The organism is Peribacillus sp. NPDC096540, from assembly GCF_050278525.1.
In the GTDB taxonomy this organism is placed as follows: Bacteria; Bacillota; Bacilli; order Bacillales; family DSM-1321; genus Peribacillus.
Map to the genome: position 1 here is coordinate 1 of NZ_JBNNTG010000009.1, position 16,321 is coordinate 16,321.

General features: G+C 35.4%; 15 protein-coding genes, 1 pseudogene and 1 riboswitch. Of the genes and pseudogenes, 6 read left to right on the forward strand and 10 right to left on the reverse strand.

The window, feature by feature from the left end; all coding sequences use genetic code 11:
- Window positions 1-241: 241 nt before the first annotated feature.
- Complete coding sequence (locus ACQKMR_RS10240) at window positions 242-547, reverse strand: Fic family protein (protein ID WP_427697327.1); 306 nt, start codon at window positions 545-547, stop codon at window positions 242-244.
- A 217-nt stretch (window positions 548-764) separates the two neighbouring features.
- On the opposite strand from ACQKMR_RS10240, the gene ACQKMR_RS10245 reads away from it, so the two are divergent.
- Together ACQKMR_RS10245 and ACQKMR_RS10250 are read left to right on the forward strand one after the other, a co-directional pair.
- Window positions 765-1,394 carry a TetR/AcrR family transcriptional regulator gene (locus tag ACQKMR_RS10245; protein WP_427697204.1) on the forward strand — a complete coding sequence of 210 codons (630 nt, stop codon included), beginning with the start codon at window positions 765-767 and terminating at the stop codon, window positions 1,392-1,394.
- 113 nt (window positions 1,395-1,507) lie between these two features.
- The gene (locus ACQKMR_RS10250) at window positions 1,508-2,242 is read left to right on the forward strand and encodes a glucose 1-dehydrogenase (protein WP_427697205.1); all 735 of its coding nucleotides are present in this window, start codon (window positions 1,508-1,510) and stop codon (window positions 2,240-2,242) included.
- Between the two features lie 644 nt (window positions 2,243-2,886).
- Here ACQKMR_RS10250 and ACQKMR_RS10255 read toward each other — a convergent pair.
- The 3 genes and pseudogenes from ACQKMR_RS10255 to ACQKMR_RS10265 form a co-directional block, all read right to left on the reverse strand.
- Window positions 2,887-4,827: a PhoX family protein gene (locus ACQKMR_RS10255; protein ID WP_427697206.1), complete on the reverse strand. Its 1,941-nt coding sequence runs from the start codon at window positions 4,825-4,827 to the stop codon at window positions 2,887-2,889.
- A gap of 649 nt (window positions 4,828-5,476) precedes the next feature.
- Window positions 5,477-6,262, reverse strand: a complete 786-nt coding sequence (locus tag ACQKMR_RS10260; protein ID WP_427697207.1) for an OmpL47-type beta-barrel domain-containing protein — start codon at window positions 6,260-6,262, stop codon at window positions 5,477-5,479.
- Window positions 6,255-6,893, reverse strand: a pseudogene (locus ACQKMR_RS10265) (IS4 family transposase); the annotation flags it as partial. The pseudogene ACQKMR_RS10265 and the gene ACQKMR_RS10260, both read right to left, overlap by 8 nt.
- A 744-nt stretch (window positions 6,894-7,637) precedes the next feature.
- Window positions 7,638-7,799, forward strand: a riboswitch (M-box (ykoK) riboswitch).
- A 219-nt stretch (window positions 7,800-8,018) separates the two neighbouring features.
- Here ACQKMR_RS10265 and corA point away from each other — a divergent pair.
- Both corA and ACQKMR_RS10275 read left to right on the forward strand, forming a co-directional pair.
- Entirely contained in the window at window positions 8,019-8,990 is a 972-nt protein-coding gene (gene corA, locus ACQKMR_RS10270) for a magnesium/cobalt transporter CorA (RefSeq protein WP_427697208.1), read from the forward strand.
- Between the two features lie 539 nt (window positions 8,991-9,529).
- Window positions 9,530-9,718 carry a hypothetical protein gene (locus tag ACQKMR_RS10275; protein WP_427697209.1) on the forward strand — a complete coding sequence of 63 codons (189 nt, stop codon included), beginning with the start codon at window positions 9,530-9,532 and terminating at the stop codon, window positions 9,716-9,718.
- A gap of 286 nt (window positions 9,719-10,004) precedes the next feature.
- On the opposite strand, the gene ACQKMR_RS10280 is transcribed toward ACQKMR_RS10275, so the two are convergent.
- The 5 genes from ACQKMR_RS10280 to ACQKMR_RS10300 all read right to left on the reverse strand — a co-directional run bounded on the left by ACQKMR_RS10280 (window position 10,005) and on the right by ACQKMR_RS10300 (window position 13,360).
- Window positions 10,005-10,493, reverse strand: coding sequence for a VOC family protein (locus ACQKMR_RS10280; RefSeq protein WP_427697210.1), 489 nt, complete (start codon window positions 10,491-10,493; stop codon window positions 10,005-10,007).
- Between the two features lie 526 nt (window positions 10,494-11,019).
- A complete protein-coding gene (locus ACQKMR_RS10285; RefSeq protein WP_427697211.1) occupies window positions 11,020-11,787 on the reverse strand; it encodes an ABC transporter permease in 768 nt (255 codons plus the stop codon).
- A 5-nt stretch (window positions 11,788-11,792) separates the two neighbouring features.
- Window positions 11,793-12,710, reverse strand: coding sequence for an ATP-binding cassette domain-containing protein (locus ACQKMR_RS10290; protein ID WP_427697212.1), 918 nt, complete (start codon window positions 12,708-12,710; stop codon window positions 11,793-11,795).
- A gap of 13 nt (window positions 12,711-12,723) precedes the next feature.
- Window positions 12,724-13,038, reverse strand: a complete 315-nt coding sequence (locus tag ACQKMR_RS10295; RefSeq protein ID WP_427697213.1) for a DUF1048 domain-containing protein — start codon at window positions 13,036-13,038, stop codon at window positions 12,724-12,726.
- Entirely contained in the window at window positions 13,031-13,360 is a 330-nt protein-coding gene (locus ACQKMR_RS10300) for a PadR family transcriptional regulator (RefSeq protein ID WP_427697214.1), read from the reverse strand. Before ACQKMR_RS10300 ends, ACQKMR_RS10295 begins: the two co-directional genes overlap by 8 nt.
- 757 nt (window positions 13,361-14,117) lie before the next feature.
- Here ACQKMR_RS10300 and ACQKMR_RS10305 point away from each other — a divergent pair.
- Complete coding sequence (locus ACQKMR_RS10305) at window positions 14,118-14,519, forward strand: cupin domain-containing protein (protein WP_427697215.1); 402 nt, start codon at window positions 14,118-14,120, stop codon at window positions 14,517-14,519.
- Window positions 14,520-14,760: 241 nt separating this feature from the next.
- On the opposite strand, the gene ACQKMR_RS10310 is transcribed toward ACQKMR_RS10305, so the two are convergent.
- Window positions 14,761-15,369 carry a TetR/AcrR family transcriptional regulator gene (locus ACQKMR_RS10310; RefSeq protein ID WP_427697216.1) on the reverse strand — a complete coding sequence of 203 codons (609 nt, stop codon included), beginning with the start codon at window positions 15,367-15,369 and terminating at the stop codon, window positions 14,761-14,763.
- A gap of 227 nt (window positions 15,370-15,596) precedes the next feature.
- On the opposite strand from ACQKMR_RS10310, the gene ACQKMR_RS10315 reads away from it, so the two are divergent.
- Complete coding sequence (locus ACQKMR_RS10315; protein WP_427697217.1) at window positions 15,597-16,199, forward strand: hypothetical protein; 603 nt, start codon at window positions 15,597-15,599, stop codon at window positions 16,197-16,199.
- Window positions 16,200-16,321 lie beyond the last annotated feature (122 nt).

The following is a 16,321-nucleotide window of genomic DNA, read 5'->3' on the forward strand; positions in this document are numbered from 1 at the left end:
TCACTTAGTACCATAAACGCAGCAAATAAATAATAATCTTAGGAATCGCCAATCGCGGTTCCTTTTTAAATGGAACCCTTATTAAACTAAACTGCACCGTTACTTTAAGTACATTACTTCACATTCTCAATAGTTATACTACTAAAAAAACTTGTCAAAAAAACCCAAGGGAAATTAAAAACTATTTGTTCCAAAACTCGTTATTTAGATACGGTTCACCGCAACATATCTAAATACGGTTTTAAGAACAATTTACCGCTGATAAATAAAGATTAAGAGAAAACCCCAATTCAGCAGCAACTAATGTAATGAAATCTTCATAATCTTTTATCGCATGTGCTTTATAAACATACCAACTCATGAGTTCATCCATTTCCTCCTGAATTTTTAACGGTTTTGGCGGTGTATGTTGAACACCAGAAATAAACACTTTCACATTTCGATAAACGCCGGCATATTCGTCATCAATACCCTTTAAAATCTGCCTGTGTAAATTTTTAGTTTGTCCTTCTAAATGTTCACGTATTGTTTTACCGCCGACCGTAATTCCCTAAAGCACCACTTTTATTTCGCTAATCATCAGCATATTCCCTTCAATGCATCTTATAGAGATTTAACACTGAGTGATTTAGGTTTTAAAGAAGACTAAAGTAAACTCTAGAATTTTAGCATTTTCACCATTGATTTTCCCGCGATGCGAATACAAGTTGGTACCTGTTAAACATGTTACAATCAATGTATGAAGAACAGTTGGAGTGACGAAAATGAGTAAACGAGAACAACAAAAACAACAACGCCGTCAAAATATTACCCAGATTGCAAAGGATTTATTTTTGGAGCAAGGCGTGCAAAATATACAAATGCAAGATGTTGCGGCTGCTGCTGGCGTTGGGATTGCGACGATATTTCGCTATTTCCCTAAAAAAGAGTTTTTAGTGATTGCGGCTTCGAATGCCATTACTGATGAAATGGCCACGGATATAGGGCAGATTGTCGAGCAGACGATGCCTGCATATGAAAAAATCGAGCAAATTTTGGATTATTATATAGGCGGAACGAAGGATCCACAGCTACGTTTAGCGAAGTTTTTCGAGTCCTTTGATTTATATGAAAAAATAGCTGCGGAATCGACTGAGCAATATGCGGAATACTTATTTGCACGAAGCAAATTAGCCAGTATTTTATTAACATTGGCTGAGCATGGCAAGCAGGACGGCTCGTTAAGACCAGATGTTGATTTGGATGTATTTATCATGACGATGGTGCAAAATTTCAGCTTATTCACATTTAAATCAAGCCTGACAACCCATGATACCAACCTCTCCACGTTGCTTTCTGCGGACAAGCAGCTCACGATGATGAAGGACGTATTTTTATCCTATATTCAGCCATAATAAATAACGGCCGTTTGGATTGACATTCGAACTGGAAAGTTGTTTACTAGGAAGTATAAAAAGTGATAGTTAACTATCACTTTTTATAAATATATTTCAGAGGGGCTTTTTAAATGAGTCGTTTATCAGGTAAAGTAGCAATTATTACAGGAGCAGCACAAGGTATGGGTGCGGCACACGCAAAATTATTCGTAGAACACGGTGCAAAAGTTATTTTAACAGATTTAAATGAAGAAAAAGGCAATGCATTTGCAGCTGAATTAGGTGAAAATGCCCTTTTCATTAAACAAAACGTAGCATCTGAAGAAGATTGGGCTACAGTTATTGCGAAAGCAGAAGAAGCTTTCGGTCCAGTAAACGTATTAGTAAACAACGCCGGTATTACTATGGCGAAAAATATGCTTGATATTACAGTAGAAGAATACCGTCGCATCGTAGACATTAACCAAGTGTCTGTATTCTTAGGTATAAAAACTGTAGCAGCTTCAATGATGAAAGCTGGTAGCGGTTCAATCGTCAACATTTCTTCAATAAACGGCTTAGTTGCTGGTGCTGTAGGTTACACAGATACAAAATTCGCAGTACGTGGTATGACAAAAGCAGCTGCGATCGACCTAGCACCAATGGGCATTCGCGTAAACTCTGTACACCCAGGCGTTATCGCAACACCAATGGTTGTACAAGAAGATACAAAAGCAGCTGTAGAAGCATTCTCTCAACACATTCCATTAAAACGAGTAGCACAACCAGAAGAAGTATCTAATATGGTATTGTTCTTGGCTTCTGATGAGGCTAGCTACTCAACAGGTTCAGAATTCGTTATCGATGGCGGATTAACTGCACAGTAATAAAAGTACATGAAAAAATCTGTATATGATTTATAAAGGCCGATTTTCTATTAGTAAAGAAAATCGGCCTTAGTTTTTTATTTAATTTAAAACCGCACTTACTTATGATACGGTTCACCGTAATGTATCTATATGAGGCTTTTTATTCCACTTAACTTCCTCAGTAAACTCTACAAAAAAACGTTTCTCCGTCAAATGTTGGGATGATGAATAAATGTTATCACCCATATCCAATATGTGACCCAATTTCTTTTTACTGTTTTGCCATTAAAATTTTTGCTCGAAAGCGTTTAAACCTTCTAAACCCATAGGCTTTTCATTTCAGAACCTTTGTTATATTATTTATACCTTCAGAAAAATAGGATGTTTACGTTTTTTTATTGCTTCAAAATTGTGTCTTAACCCCAACAAATAATACAGAGCCAAATTAAAATGGATGAGGGCTGTCACAAAAGTCATTTTTTAATCACTTTTATGACAGCCCTTTTCATTTTTATAAGCACAATAACTTCATTTACTGAAGGCATTTTAGGAGCCAGTTTATCCATTACTTAGTAACTTTATCAGCGCTTATATTTCCGGCTGCATCAATGTTACGTAAATTTGTGTTCTTTCATTTAGGTTCATTACCTAATCTAAACTTATCATTTTTTATCAATTTCTAAACTTTTTTGATATTTACCATTATTATATTTTGTTAGAGAAGGTATACCAGAGATATAACCAATCCCCCCTGTTTTATTAATGCCAATTTGTTCGTCAACAGCTTTAAGTAATTCATCTTTGTTAACAGCTGTAATTGACTTACCATCTAGTTCATCACCAGGATGTTGGAAATTACTGAAAATGTATGAGAATCCATTGCGGTCATCAGCAGCAAATAATCCAGTTGCTTCGGCTCCTGCTGGAACAGATAGAATACGATTTAATTCTTTCGTATCAACATTATATGACCAAACATAGTTATTTGTGTGAGCACCGCTATCTTCACCAATAAAGAGGGTTCTCATTGCTTCCGAATAACTTAAGTTATCGGGATTAGCTACTTTGTCTACATTTGCAGTGTTTCCATATGCATCAGCATTAGGAAGGTCTTCTCCTACCACCAATCCATACATTGATGGTGCTACATAAGAGCTATGAATAGCCTTTCCTTCGCTATCCTTTTGACCACCTTGTAAATCTAATTGATAGGTTACACCAGCTTTAATTTTTGGTAATTGGATATGGTCTGCTGGGTCTTTTCCTGTTGAATCTTTTTCCATACTCTTACTTTGATCGGAAATAGCAATATATACTTTTTTATCCTTTTCGTTTAGCGCTAAACCTTCCATTTTGTTAAATTCAGTAGTCGCACCAAGCATTGCTGCGTATCGGCGTGTTTCAAGGAAGACAGCTGCTTTTTCTTTACCAGGTTTAAGTTTTAGATATTCTGTTTTACCATATGAATATTGTTTAATCGCTGTAAAACCTTCTTTTGGTACATCAGAAGTTTCAAAAATATCATTGAATGTAATGCCGCTGTCAATAATTTTTTCCACTTCTTTATCCGTTGCATGTCCTAAATTAATCCATTCTAAGTCTCCTGAACCACCATTTTCAGTACCTGTTTGTTTAAATTTAGCTGCATATAGTGTACCCGCTGATAAATCTTTTGCTTTATCGGCTATATACATAAACATTCCTGTATTACCACCATCATCACCGTAAAATACAGTTTTGTTATCAGGCATTACTTTAGCTAACTCATGGGAGAAACGCCCTGTACTATAATGTTTTACAACCGATGCTTTCCCCTTCTTATCTACTGTAATTTCAGGAGTGTAGCCATAGAAATAAGGATTAGCCTTTGCTTTATTTCCAAAATAGAATTGAGCAAATGTTTCAACTTGACTTCTTGTTTTTGATGTAGGGTCCGCAAATTGACGAGCATCTGGCTCATACTCTTCTGAACCTAAATGTGTATTCCATGGTGATAAAGAACCATTACATGGAATCCAAAGTCCATTTACTGCCGAAAAATCGATTTTTTCTACTTTTACAGGTTTAAGTTCCCCTGTTTTTTTGTCCTGATCCAACTCAGTTAAAGACATAGATGCTGGGACTAAACCGTATGCTGATTGACCAGCAGCATCAATTGTTTGATATTCATAATGTGTAACCATATAAAGTTTGCCGTCAATTGGCATTAATAAGCTATTTGAATCCGGAGCATCTGAAACAAAATATTTTCCGTCTGTGCTGCTTGGATCCTTAATTGGATTTCCTTTTACATCAATTGGTGTACCTGCAGGAATTTTTTCACCTTTAACGGTTGCTACCTTATCTTCCGATTTAAATAGGTAGTTGTAGGACAACGGAAATGTTTTTAATTTTCCATTGCTATATTTTACATCAACGGTTGCAGTTGTATACGTTTTTACCATTTCATCGATAGTAGCTGGTGCTTTCATTCCATTAAATTTAACAGATTCAATTTTACTATTTTCCTTCGCAGTAGCTGCTGTCGGTGATAGCGCTGGAACTGTAATAGCTAAGGCAAGTGCTAAAGTAGCTCCTGTTTTCACAATTTTCTTATTAATCATCTGATGATTCCTCCTGGTAGATTTATATTTTATAATTCAATTAAACCAAAACTATATAAATTTAATGTTAATTTTTTATATTAAAATTATTAATTCACTTGCTTTTGAATTTTTATAATCTTTTTCTGAAAGTAGCTGGCGATTGTCATATGGTTTGAAAGTAGGGGATAGTTGTCTTTTTGAAGTCTTTTTTTCCTTATAATTAATTTACTAACAAAAATAAACAAACTTATAAAAGGTGAAAACTTACTTTTTGGCCACGGTAATCACAAATGGAGTGGATCAACTTTGGCGGCGGTCATCAAATAGATTTTGGTGATTTTGGTGATATTAGAGATAAAAAAGAGTAGAATGCTAAGATTAATTTCAGCATTCTACTCTTTTTTGACTGAGTACTTATTTTTATTAAGATAATAATGAATTCAAAGAATTAGATCTTTTTAACTTTTAACTAGAAACCTCATTTACTTATGGTACGGTTCACTGTAACGTTGAATAGAGTAAATTTAAAAAACAGATAGAGTGCGCGTAAAACAAGCTCTATCTGTTTTTTCAGTTCCTATATTCTGGTTACCATCCTACTTTTTCGAAAGCTCATGTTTTTATCCTTGCCATCATTTTATTTATTATAAAAGACTCGAATCGAAAACTAACTTGCTAATAAGGCTGGGAACTCATTCCCGCTAGTTTCTGTTCTATGTTCAATGATGTATTGAAGCATGAACATGATTTCGTTTTTGTCCACTTCCCCTAAATGCTTATTTGGGAGCTCGCTAATACGCGAGTAAATTTTTTCTAAAGATTGATAAGCTTTATCTTCTTTATCTTTTTCAAAAGTTTTAATTACGTTCTCCAATTGAGCAATAAGCGATGTTTTGATTCCTTTATTTCCCTCTGCTTGTTTCACTAAAGAAATCGCATTTTCGACTGATGCAGGTGTAATGAATACCTCAAGAGCTTTCGGCTCTGAAACATTATGCACTTTATCAATCGCACGATATTGAATAGAGTTTCTACCTTCTTTATTAATAGTTAGCCCATCATCATAACGTTTCCAAGTGACACCGTTATCTAGGCTATACTCAATATGCGAAATCCCGATACCTGCATCTGTTGCTTCCAAGGATACCTTAACTTCATGAAGATACGATCCGTCTCTCAAGTCAGCCTCATGTAATACCACATCCGCCAGTTCAGGTGCCTTGAAGTCTTCCGAGATTCTTCCTTCCGCTACATAATGGATTGGTACATTAAAGCTTTTCACGAAGTTTACAGTAGCTTGTAAATCTTCAGGTCCTTGAACTGGATCATTGCCATATTGGCGAATTTTATATTTATCAGTCTCATGTTCATACATATAATTGTTGACAGTAAGCGTATAGGTCCCATTCTTATCAATTGGTGTTCCATCAGGAAGATAGACCTCCTTTCTCATCCATTTGATGGAGATCTTCCAGGTCAAAATATCCTAAGTCACGTATACATAAGTCACCTGTTTGCACTGTTTGTAAGCATGTGGAACCATAGGTTCGATCATTTTGTTTACCTGGGCCAGAGTGCACATGCAAGAATTGACCACTGAGAAGATCGTATTCCAATTGGATCTTCACACCAGCTGTATGACTACTTCCTCCTGATCCTTGGTAAGTTGAAGCAAAAGCATCTGGAAGTTGAAACGTAGTAGAATCCAAGATTCGTATACGCTGAAACTGAGAAGCATAACGATGAGAAAGAGCCTGAGAAGTTTGTATCTTCTGAGTAAGCAAGGAAGTGAATACGTTTTGTAGGAGTCTGACTGCTGAAGGATTAAATCGTTGATTGAGTCCTTCGGGACTCATTAATACACCGGTTGAAGATTCTAGACAGCAACATAGCTGAGTTAAGGAAGTATTCGCTACCTTTTGGCTTAACCATACGCACAAAGCAACTAAGTCTTTCGCTTGATACTTACTGGACCTCTGAACAAAACCTACCTTTTTGGCCAAATGTTTGAGGACATGAGGAGACAAAGATTGTTGCAATTCCAGTGAGAAGAGGTTCAGTTCATCTGAAACGTCTCGAGACATAAAAAGCACCATCCTTTCCATCATATTACAGAAAGGATAGCGCTTTTTTCGTTTAGGGGGTAATAATTTGCCTTAGCTTGATGGGCATGTGACGCTACCCCTTAAAGAAAAAAAATAAACCTCTTTTTTAAACGGCACTGAATTAGTTACCATAACCCGTCCTTCAAAAAATATCTGCAAATACTCTGTTTAAATCTTAATAAACAATTAGTTCCAAAGTGATTATCAATAAGGTTGGAGGTGCGATAACTAATCTTCTTCCAATCTTTTATTTCACAAAGTCTCGCTGTTTTTAATAAGTCATTCATACAAGCAAGCTAGTTTACATAAACCACCTTATCAGAAGTAAATCCATTGGAACCCTCGATTCCAATGAATTTTTCTATTTAGGTACTTGTCCAAACTCTTTTCATCCTTTTACATAAACTAGTGATATAACCTCTTCTAACGCAAACATGATTTAAATAAAAAAGTATTATTATCATTTAAACCCTCAAGCGACTGGAGCTACCGAAGACACAGGACCAACTGGACCAACCTTTTTAGCAGCCATCATGTTACCGGGGAACTCATCTTAATAGTATTCTTTATCACTAAATAACGCTTGAAACTCCTTATCATCTGCGAAACATCGAAAAACAAATCCATTGAGCAATCTTGTCTTACCCAAACAATTACCTCTATAAATGGAGTGAACTCATCTTTTAATGGTTATTTTCTAACCTTAGGGTTAACTTTAGTTGAATAGTCTTCTGTTAGGTGAGGCTCCTGTATAGAGATACGCTGCTGCCCAAAAATGTCGAAAGACGCCAATGGGTCAACAGGAAAAATCGGATTATGATTTTTCTTAATGTAGCTGGTAAAACCTATGCTATACAATGCTAAAACTCAACAAGGGGAGACATTTAAGCATTTTTTTTTGTTTTTTATGGCTCCTTTCTGTGTGAAAGGAGCCTTTATATTTTGGAGGTGAGGAATGCATGGGCACTGACGACCCCAATTCGTTGGAAAAACGCAAGTCGACAACAAGAAAGAGGCAACGAAGGTCTTCATGTCCTCTTGTAACAACTAAGAAGACTCATAACCTTTAATGCCTTGATCTATAACGCGAGGTGTAATGTAAATATGATTAAAATGTATTTATACAGTCATGAGAACCAAAAGATGACCACTGAGTCTAACCTATCTAACTTGCAAGAGCATTTAAAACATCCTAATAATTTGTTGTGGATTGATATTTACGATGTAAAAACCCCTGAATTATATAAAGTGGCAAAGATTTTTGATTTTCACCCTTTAGCAATAGAGGATTGCCTGCATGACAGTCCTCGGGCTAAGATCGACAACTACGAAGATTACCAGTTCTTCGTTTTACATGCCCTTCGGTATAAAGAAGAAGAAGATAAGGAAATTACGACCCTAGAGTTAAACGTATTTGTCGGCCCCAATTACGTAGTGACAATCCATAAGGAAAAATTGAAATGGCTTGGCCAGATGGATATGATTTGTTCTAAGAACACAAAATACATGGATAAGGGTGCAGATTTTCTATTGTATGCTCTTGTAGACGGCATAATGGATGAATACTTTCCGATTCTTGACCGCATTAACATCCGTATTGATGAACTAGAAGATGAGATTTACGATGAAGAAATAAGGGGAGTGACAGAAGAATTCCTTGCACTAAAAAGAACAATCATTTTAATTCGACGCGTCATCCTTCCTCAGCGTAGGATATTCATGACTGTGGACGGAAAGTGGAAGTTTGAAATACGGGAAGAAAATGCGCCGTTTTATGTGGATTTAATTGACCATCTCGAGAGGATAGTGGACTCTACTGAAACGTACAGAGATCTTGTAAACAGTGCTTTGGAGACGTATTATTCCATTATTAACGCAAAATCCTCTGAAAAGTTAAACGTTTTGACCATCATTTCAACCGTAATGTTACCATTAACTTTCGTAACCGGTTTTTTTGGAATGAATGTCCCTTTACCCTATCAAGATTCTCCATTCTCAACGATCATCATTTTAGGGATCTTAGTCATTTTAACCTGGGGCATGTGGAAATACTTTAAAAAAAATCGCCTGTTATAATTAAAACCTTCGGATAAAATGGGGCACAGTTCAAGAGGTTGGGTACCTTTTATTTAGATGAAAATGTTCCTGCAAACTCATGGAAATCAACACCTAATTTTATTTATTCATAGTTCGTAAAAGTTAATGTTAATTCGCGAACGTTCGCAAACTGTTTTATTACTAAAATGAACACTAAAGCTGGCTGTTTTGTAAAGAAATAGCACCGTTCAGAATTGTCTACTTTTACGAACCTACAGCTTTCATAATTAGATAAATAAAGATGAAATAGAAAAAGCTCTAGTGGTTAATCTAGCAAACCCTTGCTACATCAAGGTTGTATAAAATCCTGAATAAACGATAAAAAACAAACAAACGCCAAACTCTTGAACCATATGGGTTTGGCGTTTTTGCTATCTTCTTATAGTTGACATTATGTTAACTAGATTTGTATAGAGCATTCATATGTTCCTTAGAAACCTTATTCCGTAAACGGGCTATTTTGCGGAATAAGGTATGTTAAAATTTAGATATTATGTATATTAAGGGAGGTATTAAGTATGTCAACAACTGCTATAACCATTGTATCTATATTTTCTGCCGTTATATGGATTGCGGTGTCCCGAGAAGTTGTTAAACCTACAAAAATGATAAACAGGCAAAAAATGATAACTTTATTGTCTGCAGGAACCTTATCAACGCTAATTATAACCATTTCACTTTTTCAAAACCTCTCGTTCTTCCGTTAAAGGGCGCTTTAATTGAACAAGCAGCTAAAAGGATCTTCCAACCGAAGGTCCTTTTTCAGTACCTATAAAGATGATTATGTGAACTAGCGTTTTTTCGTTAGTTGAAGAAGAAAAATCAAAGGCATTGTATTGACTACTGTAGGTTTTGAATAAAGTTTGAGTAAAAGTATTGGACCAACCCTTATTTAGCAGCCAAAGAAAAGAAACCATTTTGAAAAAAGATTGATCAAAGGGGTTTCTTTTCTTATCAACGAGTTTGCTGTTTTGATAAAAAAGATTGGATATTTTATTTGATTTCCTCAGCCAGCTCCAAAATAATTCCTTCTGGCCCACGAACGTAGCATAATTTATAAGCGTTTTCGTAGTTTTGTATCTCACCAATAAGTCCTGCGCCTTTCTTTGTCAATTTGGTAACAAGGGCTTCAATATCTTCAACAGCAAAGGCAATATGCTGGATACCCAGAGTATTTGCTAAAGGATGCTGTATCCCATTTTCATCTGATGGCGTGTGAAATTTTACTAGTTCTATATTTGCGTCACCATCTGGCGTTCGCAACATTACTAGTTCTATATTTGCGTCACCGTCTGGCGTTCGCAACATTGCAACTTCCTCTTTACCGTCTTGAAGCCCTATTATCCGCTCCATCCGCTCCACCCACTCGCCTTCCACTTTTCCTTCCCCTAGCATTTCAAGGCCAAAGTCAAGAAAAAACGCTTTCGCGGCAGGAAGATCATTGACGATTATACCCACATGATCTATTCTATGGATTTTCATATTTCATACCTCCTTTTTCCTAATTTTATCACATATGTCTCCTAAAGATTTCTTCTCGATTGCTTAATAGCTTTTCCTCTTTATTCAACAAACTGTCCCTTTAACGGAACAATTTATTTTCAATTAACAATTCATTAATCCACCTTTTATTTAGATGTTCTTTCCCTTCATTATAAAAATGCCCCTTTAGATAACCATATCCAAAGGGGTAAAAACGTCGCGACTTTATTCAAAACATCGTATCTTTTTTATAAACATCGCGACTTTATTTCAAACCTACAACTACAATTAAAGTTGTTATATTTACAATAAAGATGTTTAAAACTCAAAAAAAACTCGTTTAATCATTGGTATGTGAACTAACTATATTTGATAGGAGTTGATCATAATGGAACCCTCTTTATGGATAGCTGTATTTAGTTGTTTTGTTATTGTTTTTATTCTATTTTTCAGTAGGAGTTTTACTTTCGGAGTGGTCGTAACGATTCTATAGTAGTTGATTGCTTAAATTTAAATCAACAGCTCTTTAAATTCTTCTATAAACCTTCAATCCAAAAATATATGAAATTAATATTATTAACACCATCCAACCGAACGACACCCACAGATCATTTCCAACAGGCTGCGAGTCTAACAGATTTCTAATAGTTTGAATAATCGGTGTCATTGGTTGATTTTCCGCAAAGATTCGGATGATCTTCGGCATTCCTTCGACAGGAACAAATGCAGAACTGATAAAAAGCAGCATTAATAAGATATATGAAAAAGAACTTGCTCCTTCAATACCTTTAGCAGCCAATCCAAATGGCACTGAAATCCACGTTAATGTTAGCGAAAAGAGAGTTATCAATAGTGCCACAAGTAGCCATTCAGCAAATGTTGCATCACTTCTAAATCCAGCTATAAATCCTACTATTAATACGACCATTATTGAAACTAACATAAAAATAACTGAAGCTATTACCTGACCACCTAGTACAGATGATTTGGCTATGGGCATTGACTTAAATCTGTCAAACATCCCTGAAGTTTTGTCTAAATTTATCCGTAACGAGGTGTAAGCAGATCCTGTAGCAATCGTCATTAACAGAATTCCGGGAAGAATATAATTAATATACTCATCTTCAGACACCCCAGCAATTTGAATAGCACCACCAAATATGAAAACCATACCCAATAACATCATAACCGGCATCGCAACAACCGTAAGAAGCGTGTCGATACTACGTATATTATGTTTAATGATCCGATTTGCAAGCGTTAATGTATCACTTAAATTTTGAAAAACATTCATAATTTTCATCCTTTCGAAAGTGTCATAAATACATCATCAAGGGTTGGAGTAATCATTTTGAACGTTTTGAGTTCAATTTTTTCAGTTGTTAGGGCATTCAACACGTTTAAAGTCGTTGTGATGTCCTCTGTTAAATCAATGGAAATCTCACAATCGTCTTTTTTTTCAGGAGAATAGGATTCAAAGAGTTTTAAAGCTATCTCGGTGTCTTCATTACGATTAAATACAAGAAGTAATTTATCTGCTCCAGCAATACGTTTCAATTCATCAGGGGTTCCACTAGCAACAATTTTTCCTTCACGTAAAAAGCCTATCTGATCAGCTAAATAATCTGCTTCTTCTAAATATTGAGTCGTTAAAAAGATGGTTTTCCCTTGAGACTTCATTTCTTTAATCGTATTCCAGAGCTCCTGCCTGCTATTCGGATCCAATCCAGTAGTAGGTTCATCCAGAAAAATGATTTCTGGATTCCCAACTAAACTCATGGCTAAGTCGAGACGACGACGCATTCCTCCTGAATAATTTGAAACAGCTTTATCTTTGGCTTCAGTCAGATCAAACTTTTCTAACAAACTTTCGGCAACTTTTCTCGAGTTGCGTTCGTGTCGTAATTTAGCAATTAAATAAAGGTTTTCGTATCCAGTGAGTACTCCGTCAACAGTGGTATTCTGGGAACTAAAGCTAAATAACTTTTGTGCCAATACCGGATTGTTAGGGACATCTATGTCCTGGATTGTCACTTTCCCTCCATCACTATTTAGTAACCCGGTAACAATTTTTAATAGGGTACTTTTCCCAGCCCCGTTCGCCCCTAATAAGGCATAAACGGAACCTTGCTTCAAAGTGATATTGACATCTTTTAAAACCTCATTCCCTTTAAAGCTCTTTTTTACATTTTTGATGTTAAGGACCGTTGAATTCATGGCTCTCTCTCCTTTACTCAATTGAACCCCTAAGTTTTTTCTTCATTTTATCCATCCATGTTTCTTCTGGAAATTCTGCTAATAATGAGTCGGCAAATTCGGCAATATCATCTCCTACTACATCTCGCACGCATAAGCCATCCGTAGCACTATTCTCAAACATCTCTAAAATATTTTTCAAAATCTCAAACATGCCTGATCCCTTTGCAAAATTCCACATGTATTTTTCAATTGCTTTCATCGCCTTTCTGTATTCTTCTGGTAATTTATTCACTCGTTTTTTATAGGCACGATATTCTCTTTTTTCTTGCATCATTTTTTTAAACATTTCTTTTCTCCTTTATTTCATTCATTTTTTCTTCTAAGAATGTCCAACGCTCCCAAAATTCCTTTAACTCTTGTTCTCCTTTAGCGTTTAGCGTGTAAAATTTTCTCGCAGGTCCAAGCTCTGACTTTTTCTTCTCAATCTCGACGAGCCCTTTTTTCTCGATTCGAACAAGAATGGTATAGACAGTTCCTTCCACAATATCGCCAAAACCTAAATCGTTTAGGTACTTAGTTATTTCATAGCCGTAAGTTTCTCCAGCATGGATCTTTTGAAGCACCACCCCTTCAAGAACACCTTTAAGCATTTCAGTTAAATCTTTCATATATCCTCCTAATAAACTACTTAGTATTACCAAGTACTACTATATAGTATTACAAAGTAGCCGTTGTGTGCAACCCATTTTTTATTTTTTTTATAGTTATGTAGTAAAACCGAACATTCTTCCCTCCCGAAAGAGGAGGGAAAAACATCTGACTGATTTCAAAGAAGTGGCGGTAGAAAGAGGAAATTACATGAACACATCTTTATCAAAAGTCCCAGCCCATATACTATGTCCCCACAAAAAAACTCCGTTCCACACTGGAAAGAAACTGAACGAAAACGGAGAGTCCACTTGGGTCGAAAAAGTGAGGAAAAACACTGAAAAGGATACGATTTAATGGCATGAGGGAACCAACTGAAAAAAACAGGGAACCGTCAGAACCCTGACGGGGCAAGAATTGGAGGAGAACAGCCTTTAGAAAAACGATTGGATCAAGATTGAATTTGATTGAAAATGAGAATGGACTTATATTAATTTACGATTGGGATTTTTTCCGATAATGGCATAAAAAAACCGAAGGTCTGCCGGGAAAAGTACCGGAAAAACCTTCGGTTTTGGAAACTTATTTTTATTTTAGTACCCTTAATTTTTTCTAAGGAAGGGAACTTTTTTATAGAGACAAAAACATCGCATCTTTTTTATAAACATCGTGACTTTATTTCAAATCCACAAAAATACATCAGATTGAGTAAATTTATAAAATGAAAAAACAAGATTACTCATTTAATCAAATTTAAAGAGTAAATGGGAATTAAAATTGGCAAATGAACAATTAAGTAATAGCACAATTTTTCCGTTGGGACAAAAAGTTGAAGCAAACTTTATCGGTGATGCATACTTACAAATGATATTTACTGATCCAACACCACTCAACACATCAGTTGGAAATGTAACCTTTGCTCCAGGAGCTCGCAATAGCTGGCATTCACACAAAGTTGGGCAAGTTTTATTAGTTACTGGTGGAGAAGGTTGGTATCAGAAAGAAGGAAAATCAGCTCAATTACTTAAAACGAGTGATGTGGTGAATATTCCGCCAAATGTGAAACATTGCCATGGTGCCACAAAAGACAGTTGGATTGTACACTTAACTTTATCTTATAAAGGGAATCAATCTACAGAGAAAGGGCACAAAGGGAAACTAAAATTATCCTTAGCATAGGAAAGCTAAAAATTAAACTTCCAAAAAAATGTATTAGCGTGGGTTTTATGTCATGTTGGCGGGACCCCTTGATCATCTAGCAAACCCTTGCTACATCAAGATTGTATAAAATCCTGAATAAACGATAAAAAACAAACAAACGCCAAACTCTTGAACCATATGGGTTTGGCGTTTTTGCTATCTTCTTATAGTTGCTATTATGTTAACTAGATTTTGTATAGAGTATACATAGAAGTTGTTATTAACCTTTCTTATTAGGTTCTTGTATTTGAAGCAATTCAACAAAAACATTTAACATGTCCTGTATTTGAATTCGATTATCAACAAAATGTTGCAGATTAAATCCATTAAAAAGAGCCATGCTAGCCGTCGCTAAAGTTCTAGCATCCAATGGACTTCCGACAATACCTTCGTCCTTAATTTTCTGAAATAAATGTGTAAGGAATGACCTCCATTCCTCCATCTGGAGAATAAGCTTTTCTTTTATCTGAGGTAATTCATTCGAAACCATACATCCTTGGAGAAGCATAGGAGAAGATCCCTTTTCATAAGCCTCATTCACTAAACGCATAGAATATTCTTTAAATGTATTTAGTAAATCACAATCTTTTTGAGTAAGAGCCTCCTTTAAATCCTCAAAATAGAAATCAATACCTTCTTTTATCAACCTCAGTAAGAACTCCTCTTTGGTGGAAAAATGAGCATAGAAAGCACCTTTAGAGTAGCCAGCATGTTTTACAATTTGATCAATGCTTGTACTAGAATAGCCTTGCTTAGAAAACAATTCAATTCCTGATCGCATTAATTTGTTGATGGTTTCTTCTGATTGTTTTTGATGATGATTTAACATAAAAAACCCCTTTTAAAAAACTGAATATTTCATTAATAGTAACACATTCCTATCATATAATAAATTGATTAATACCGACTAGTTGGCATTTTTAAAAAAAAAAACGTATAAAGGAGTTGGTTGTTAATGACATTAACTAGTCAGATTAAATATTTCGAACCTTAAAAGAAAAAATGAATTCGACTATATTTAACTGGTGTGTAATTTATAAATAGGGAGTGGTTGAAGTGAAAACGATTTACAGTCTCATGTTTACTGTTGCTGTTACCTTTTTAGCGATGTTCTCCTTTTCTAATGTATCTTTTGCGGCCGGGGAAAGTCAGTACGATTTAATTGATGGGAAACAGGTATCGACAAATGCAAATGATCCCAAAGTCAAACATATTTACTATACAGGGGACGAACAGGGGAATGAAGTTCGTTTAGGGTTTACAACACAGCAAAAAGTAGATGATTATATCAAAAATGAAAAGAAAGTAGAGAAAGAATCAAATGTAGACAGTAACTTTCAAACTTTGGGATCTGGGACTTGTTGTACTGATTTTTATACAGGTGATAATAAAAGTGGATCGTACCATGCTCTCAGGTTAGGATATACTATAGGTAGTATTACTACTGAGTGGGGAAGATCTTGGAATGACGTTATATCCTCAATCAGTACAGCTAGTCAAGGAACAACTACCTTGTATCAACATACGTATAGAAGTGGAGGCTATATTAGGTTTAACAACGCTTACTACTGGGGAAAAACAATAAACTTATCAAACTACAAATTTAGTAATGGTGTTTCGGCAAATAATAATGCATCTTCCCTGTACGTTTTAAAATGACTTTATTGTTGTTTATTTTGATAAAAATGGGTATAGGATGAAGAAAATTATACAACTATTTTTCAACACCACACCATTTTAAAACAGTGTTATCTGTGTTTAACAAAAGGATCTTCAATTAG

Bases quoted from the DNA above. Each gene is read 5' to 3' on its own strand.
- ACQKMR_RS10245 (WP_427697204.1), top strand. From the start codon at position 765: ATGAGTAAACGAGAACAACAAAAACAACAACGCCGTCAAAATATTACC.
- ACQKMR_RS10250 (WP_427697205.1), top strand. From the start codon at position 1,508: ATGAGTCGTTTATCAGGTAAAGTAGCAATTATTACAGGAGCAGCACAA.
- ACQKMR_RS10255 (WP_427697206.1), bottom strand. From the start codon at position 4,827: ATGATTAATAAGAAAATTGTGAAAACAGGAGCTACTTTAGCACTTGCC.
- ACQKMR_RS10260 (WP_427697207.1), bottom strand. From the start codon at position 6,262: ATGAGAAAGGAGGTCTATCTTCCTGATGGAACACCAATTGATAAGAAT.
- corA (WP_427697208.1), top strand. From the start codon at position 8,019: ATGATTAAAATGTATTTATACAGTCATGAGAACCAAAAGATGACCACT.
- ACQKMR_RS10275 (WP_427697209.1), top strand. From the start codon at position 9,530: ATGTCAACAACTGCTATAACCATTGTATCTATATTTTCTGCCGTTATA.
- ACQKMR_RS10280 (WP_427697210.1), bottom strand. From the start codon at position 10,493: ATGAAAATCCATAGAATAGATCATGTGGGTATAATCGTCAATGATCTT.
- ACQKMR_RS10285 (WP_427697211.1), bottom strand. From the start codon at position 11,787: ATGAATGTTTTTCAAAATTTAAGTGATACATTAACGCTTGCAAATCGG.
- ACQKMR_RS10290 (WP_427697212.1), bottom strand. From the start codon at position 12,710: ATGAATTCAACGGTCCTTAACATCAAAAATGTAAAAAAGAGCTTTAAA.
- ACQKMR_RS10295 (WP_427697213.1), bottom strand. From the start codon at position 13,038: ATGTTTAAAAAAATGATGCAAGAAAAAAGAGAATATCGTGCCTATAAA.
- ACQKMR_RS10300 (WP_427697214.1), bottom strand. From the start codon at position 13,360: ATGAAAGATTTAACTGAAATGCTTAAAGGTGTTCTTGAAGGGGTGGTG.
- ACQKMR_RS10310 (WP_427697216.1), bottom strand. From the start codon at position 15,369: ATGTTAAATCATCATCAAAAACAATCAGAAGAAACCATCAACAAATTA.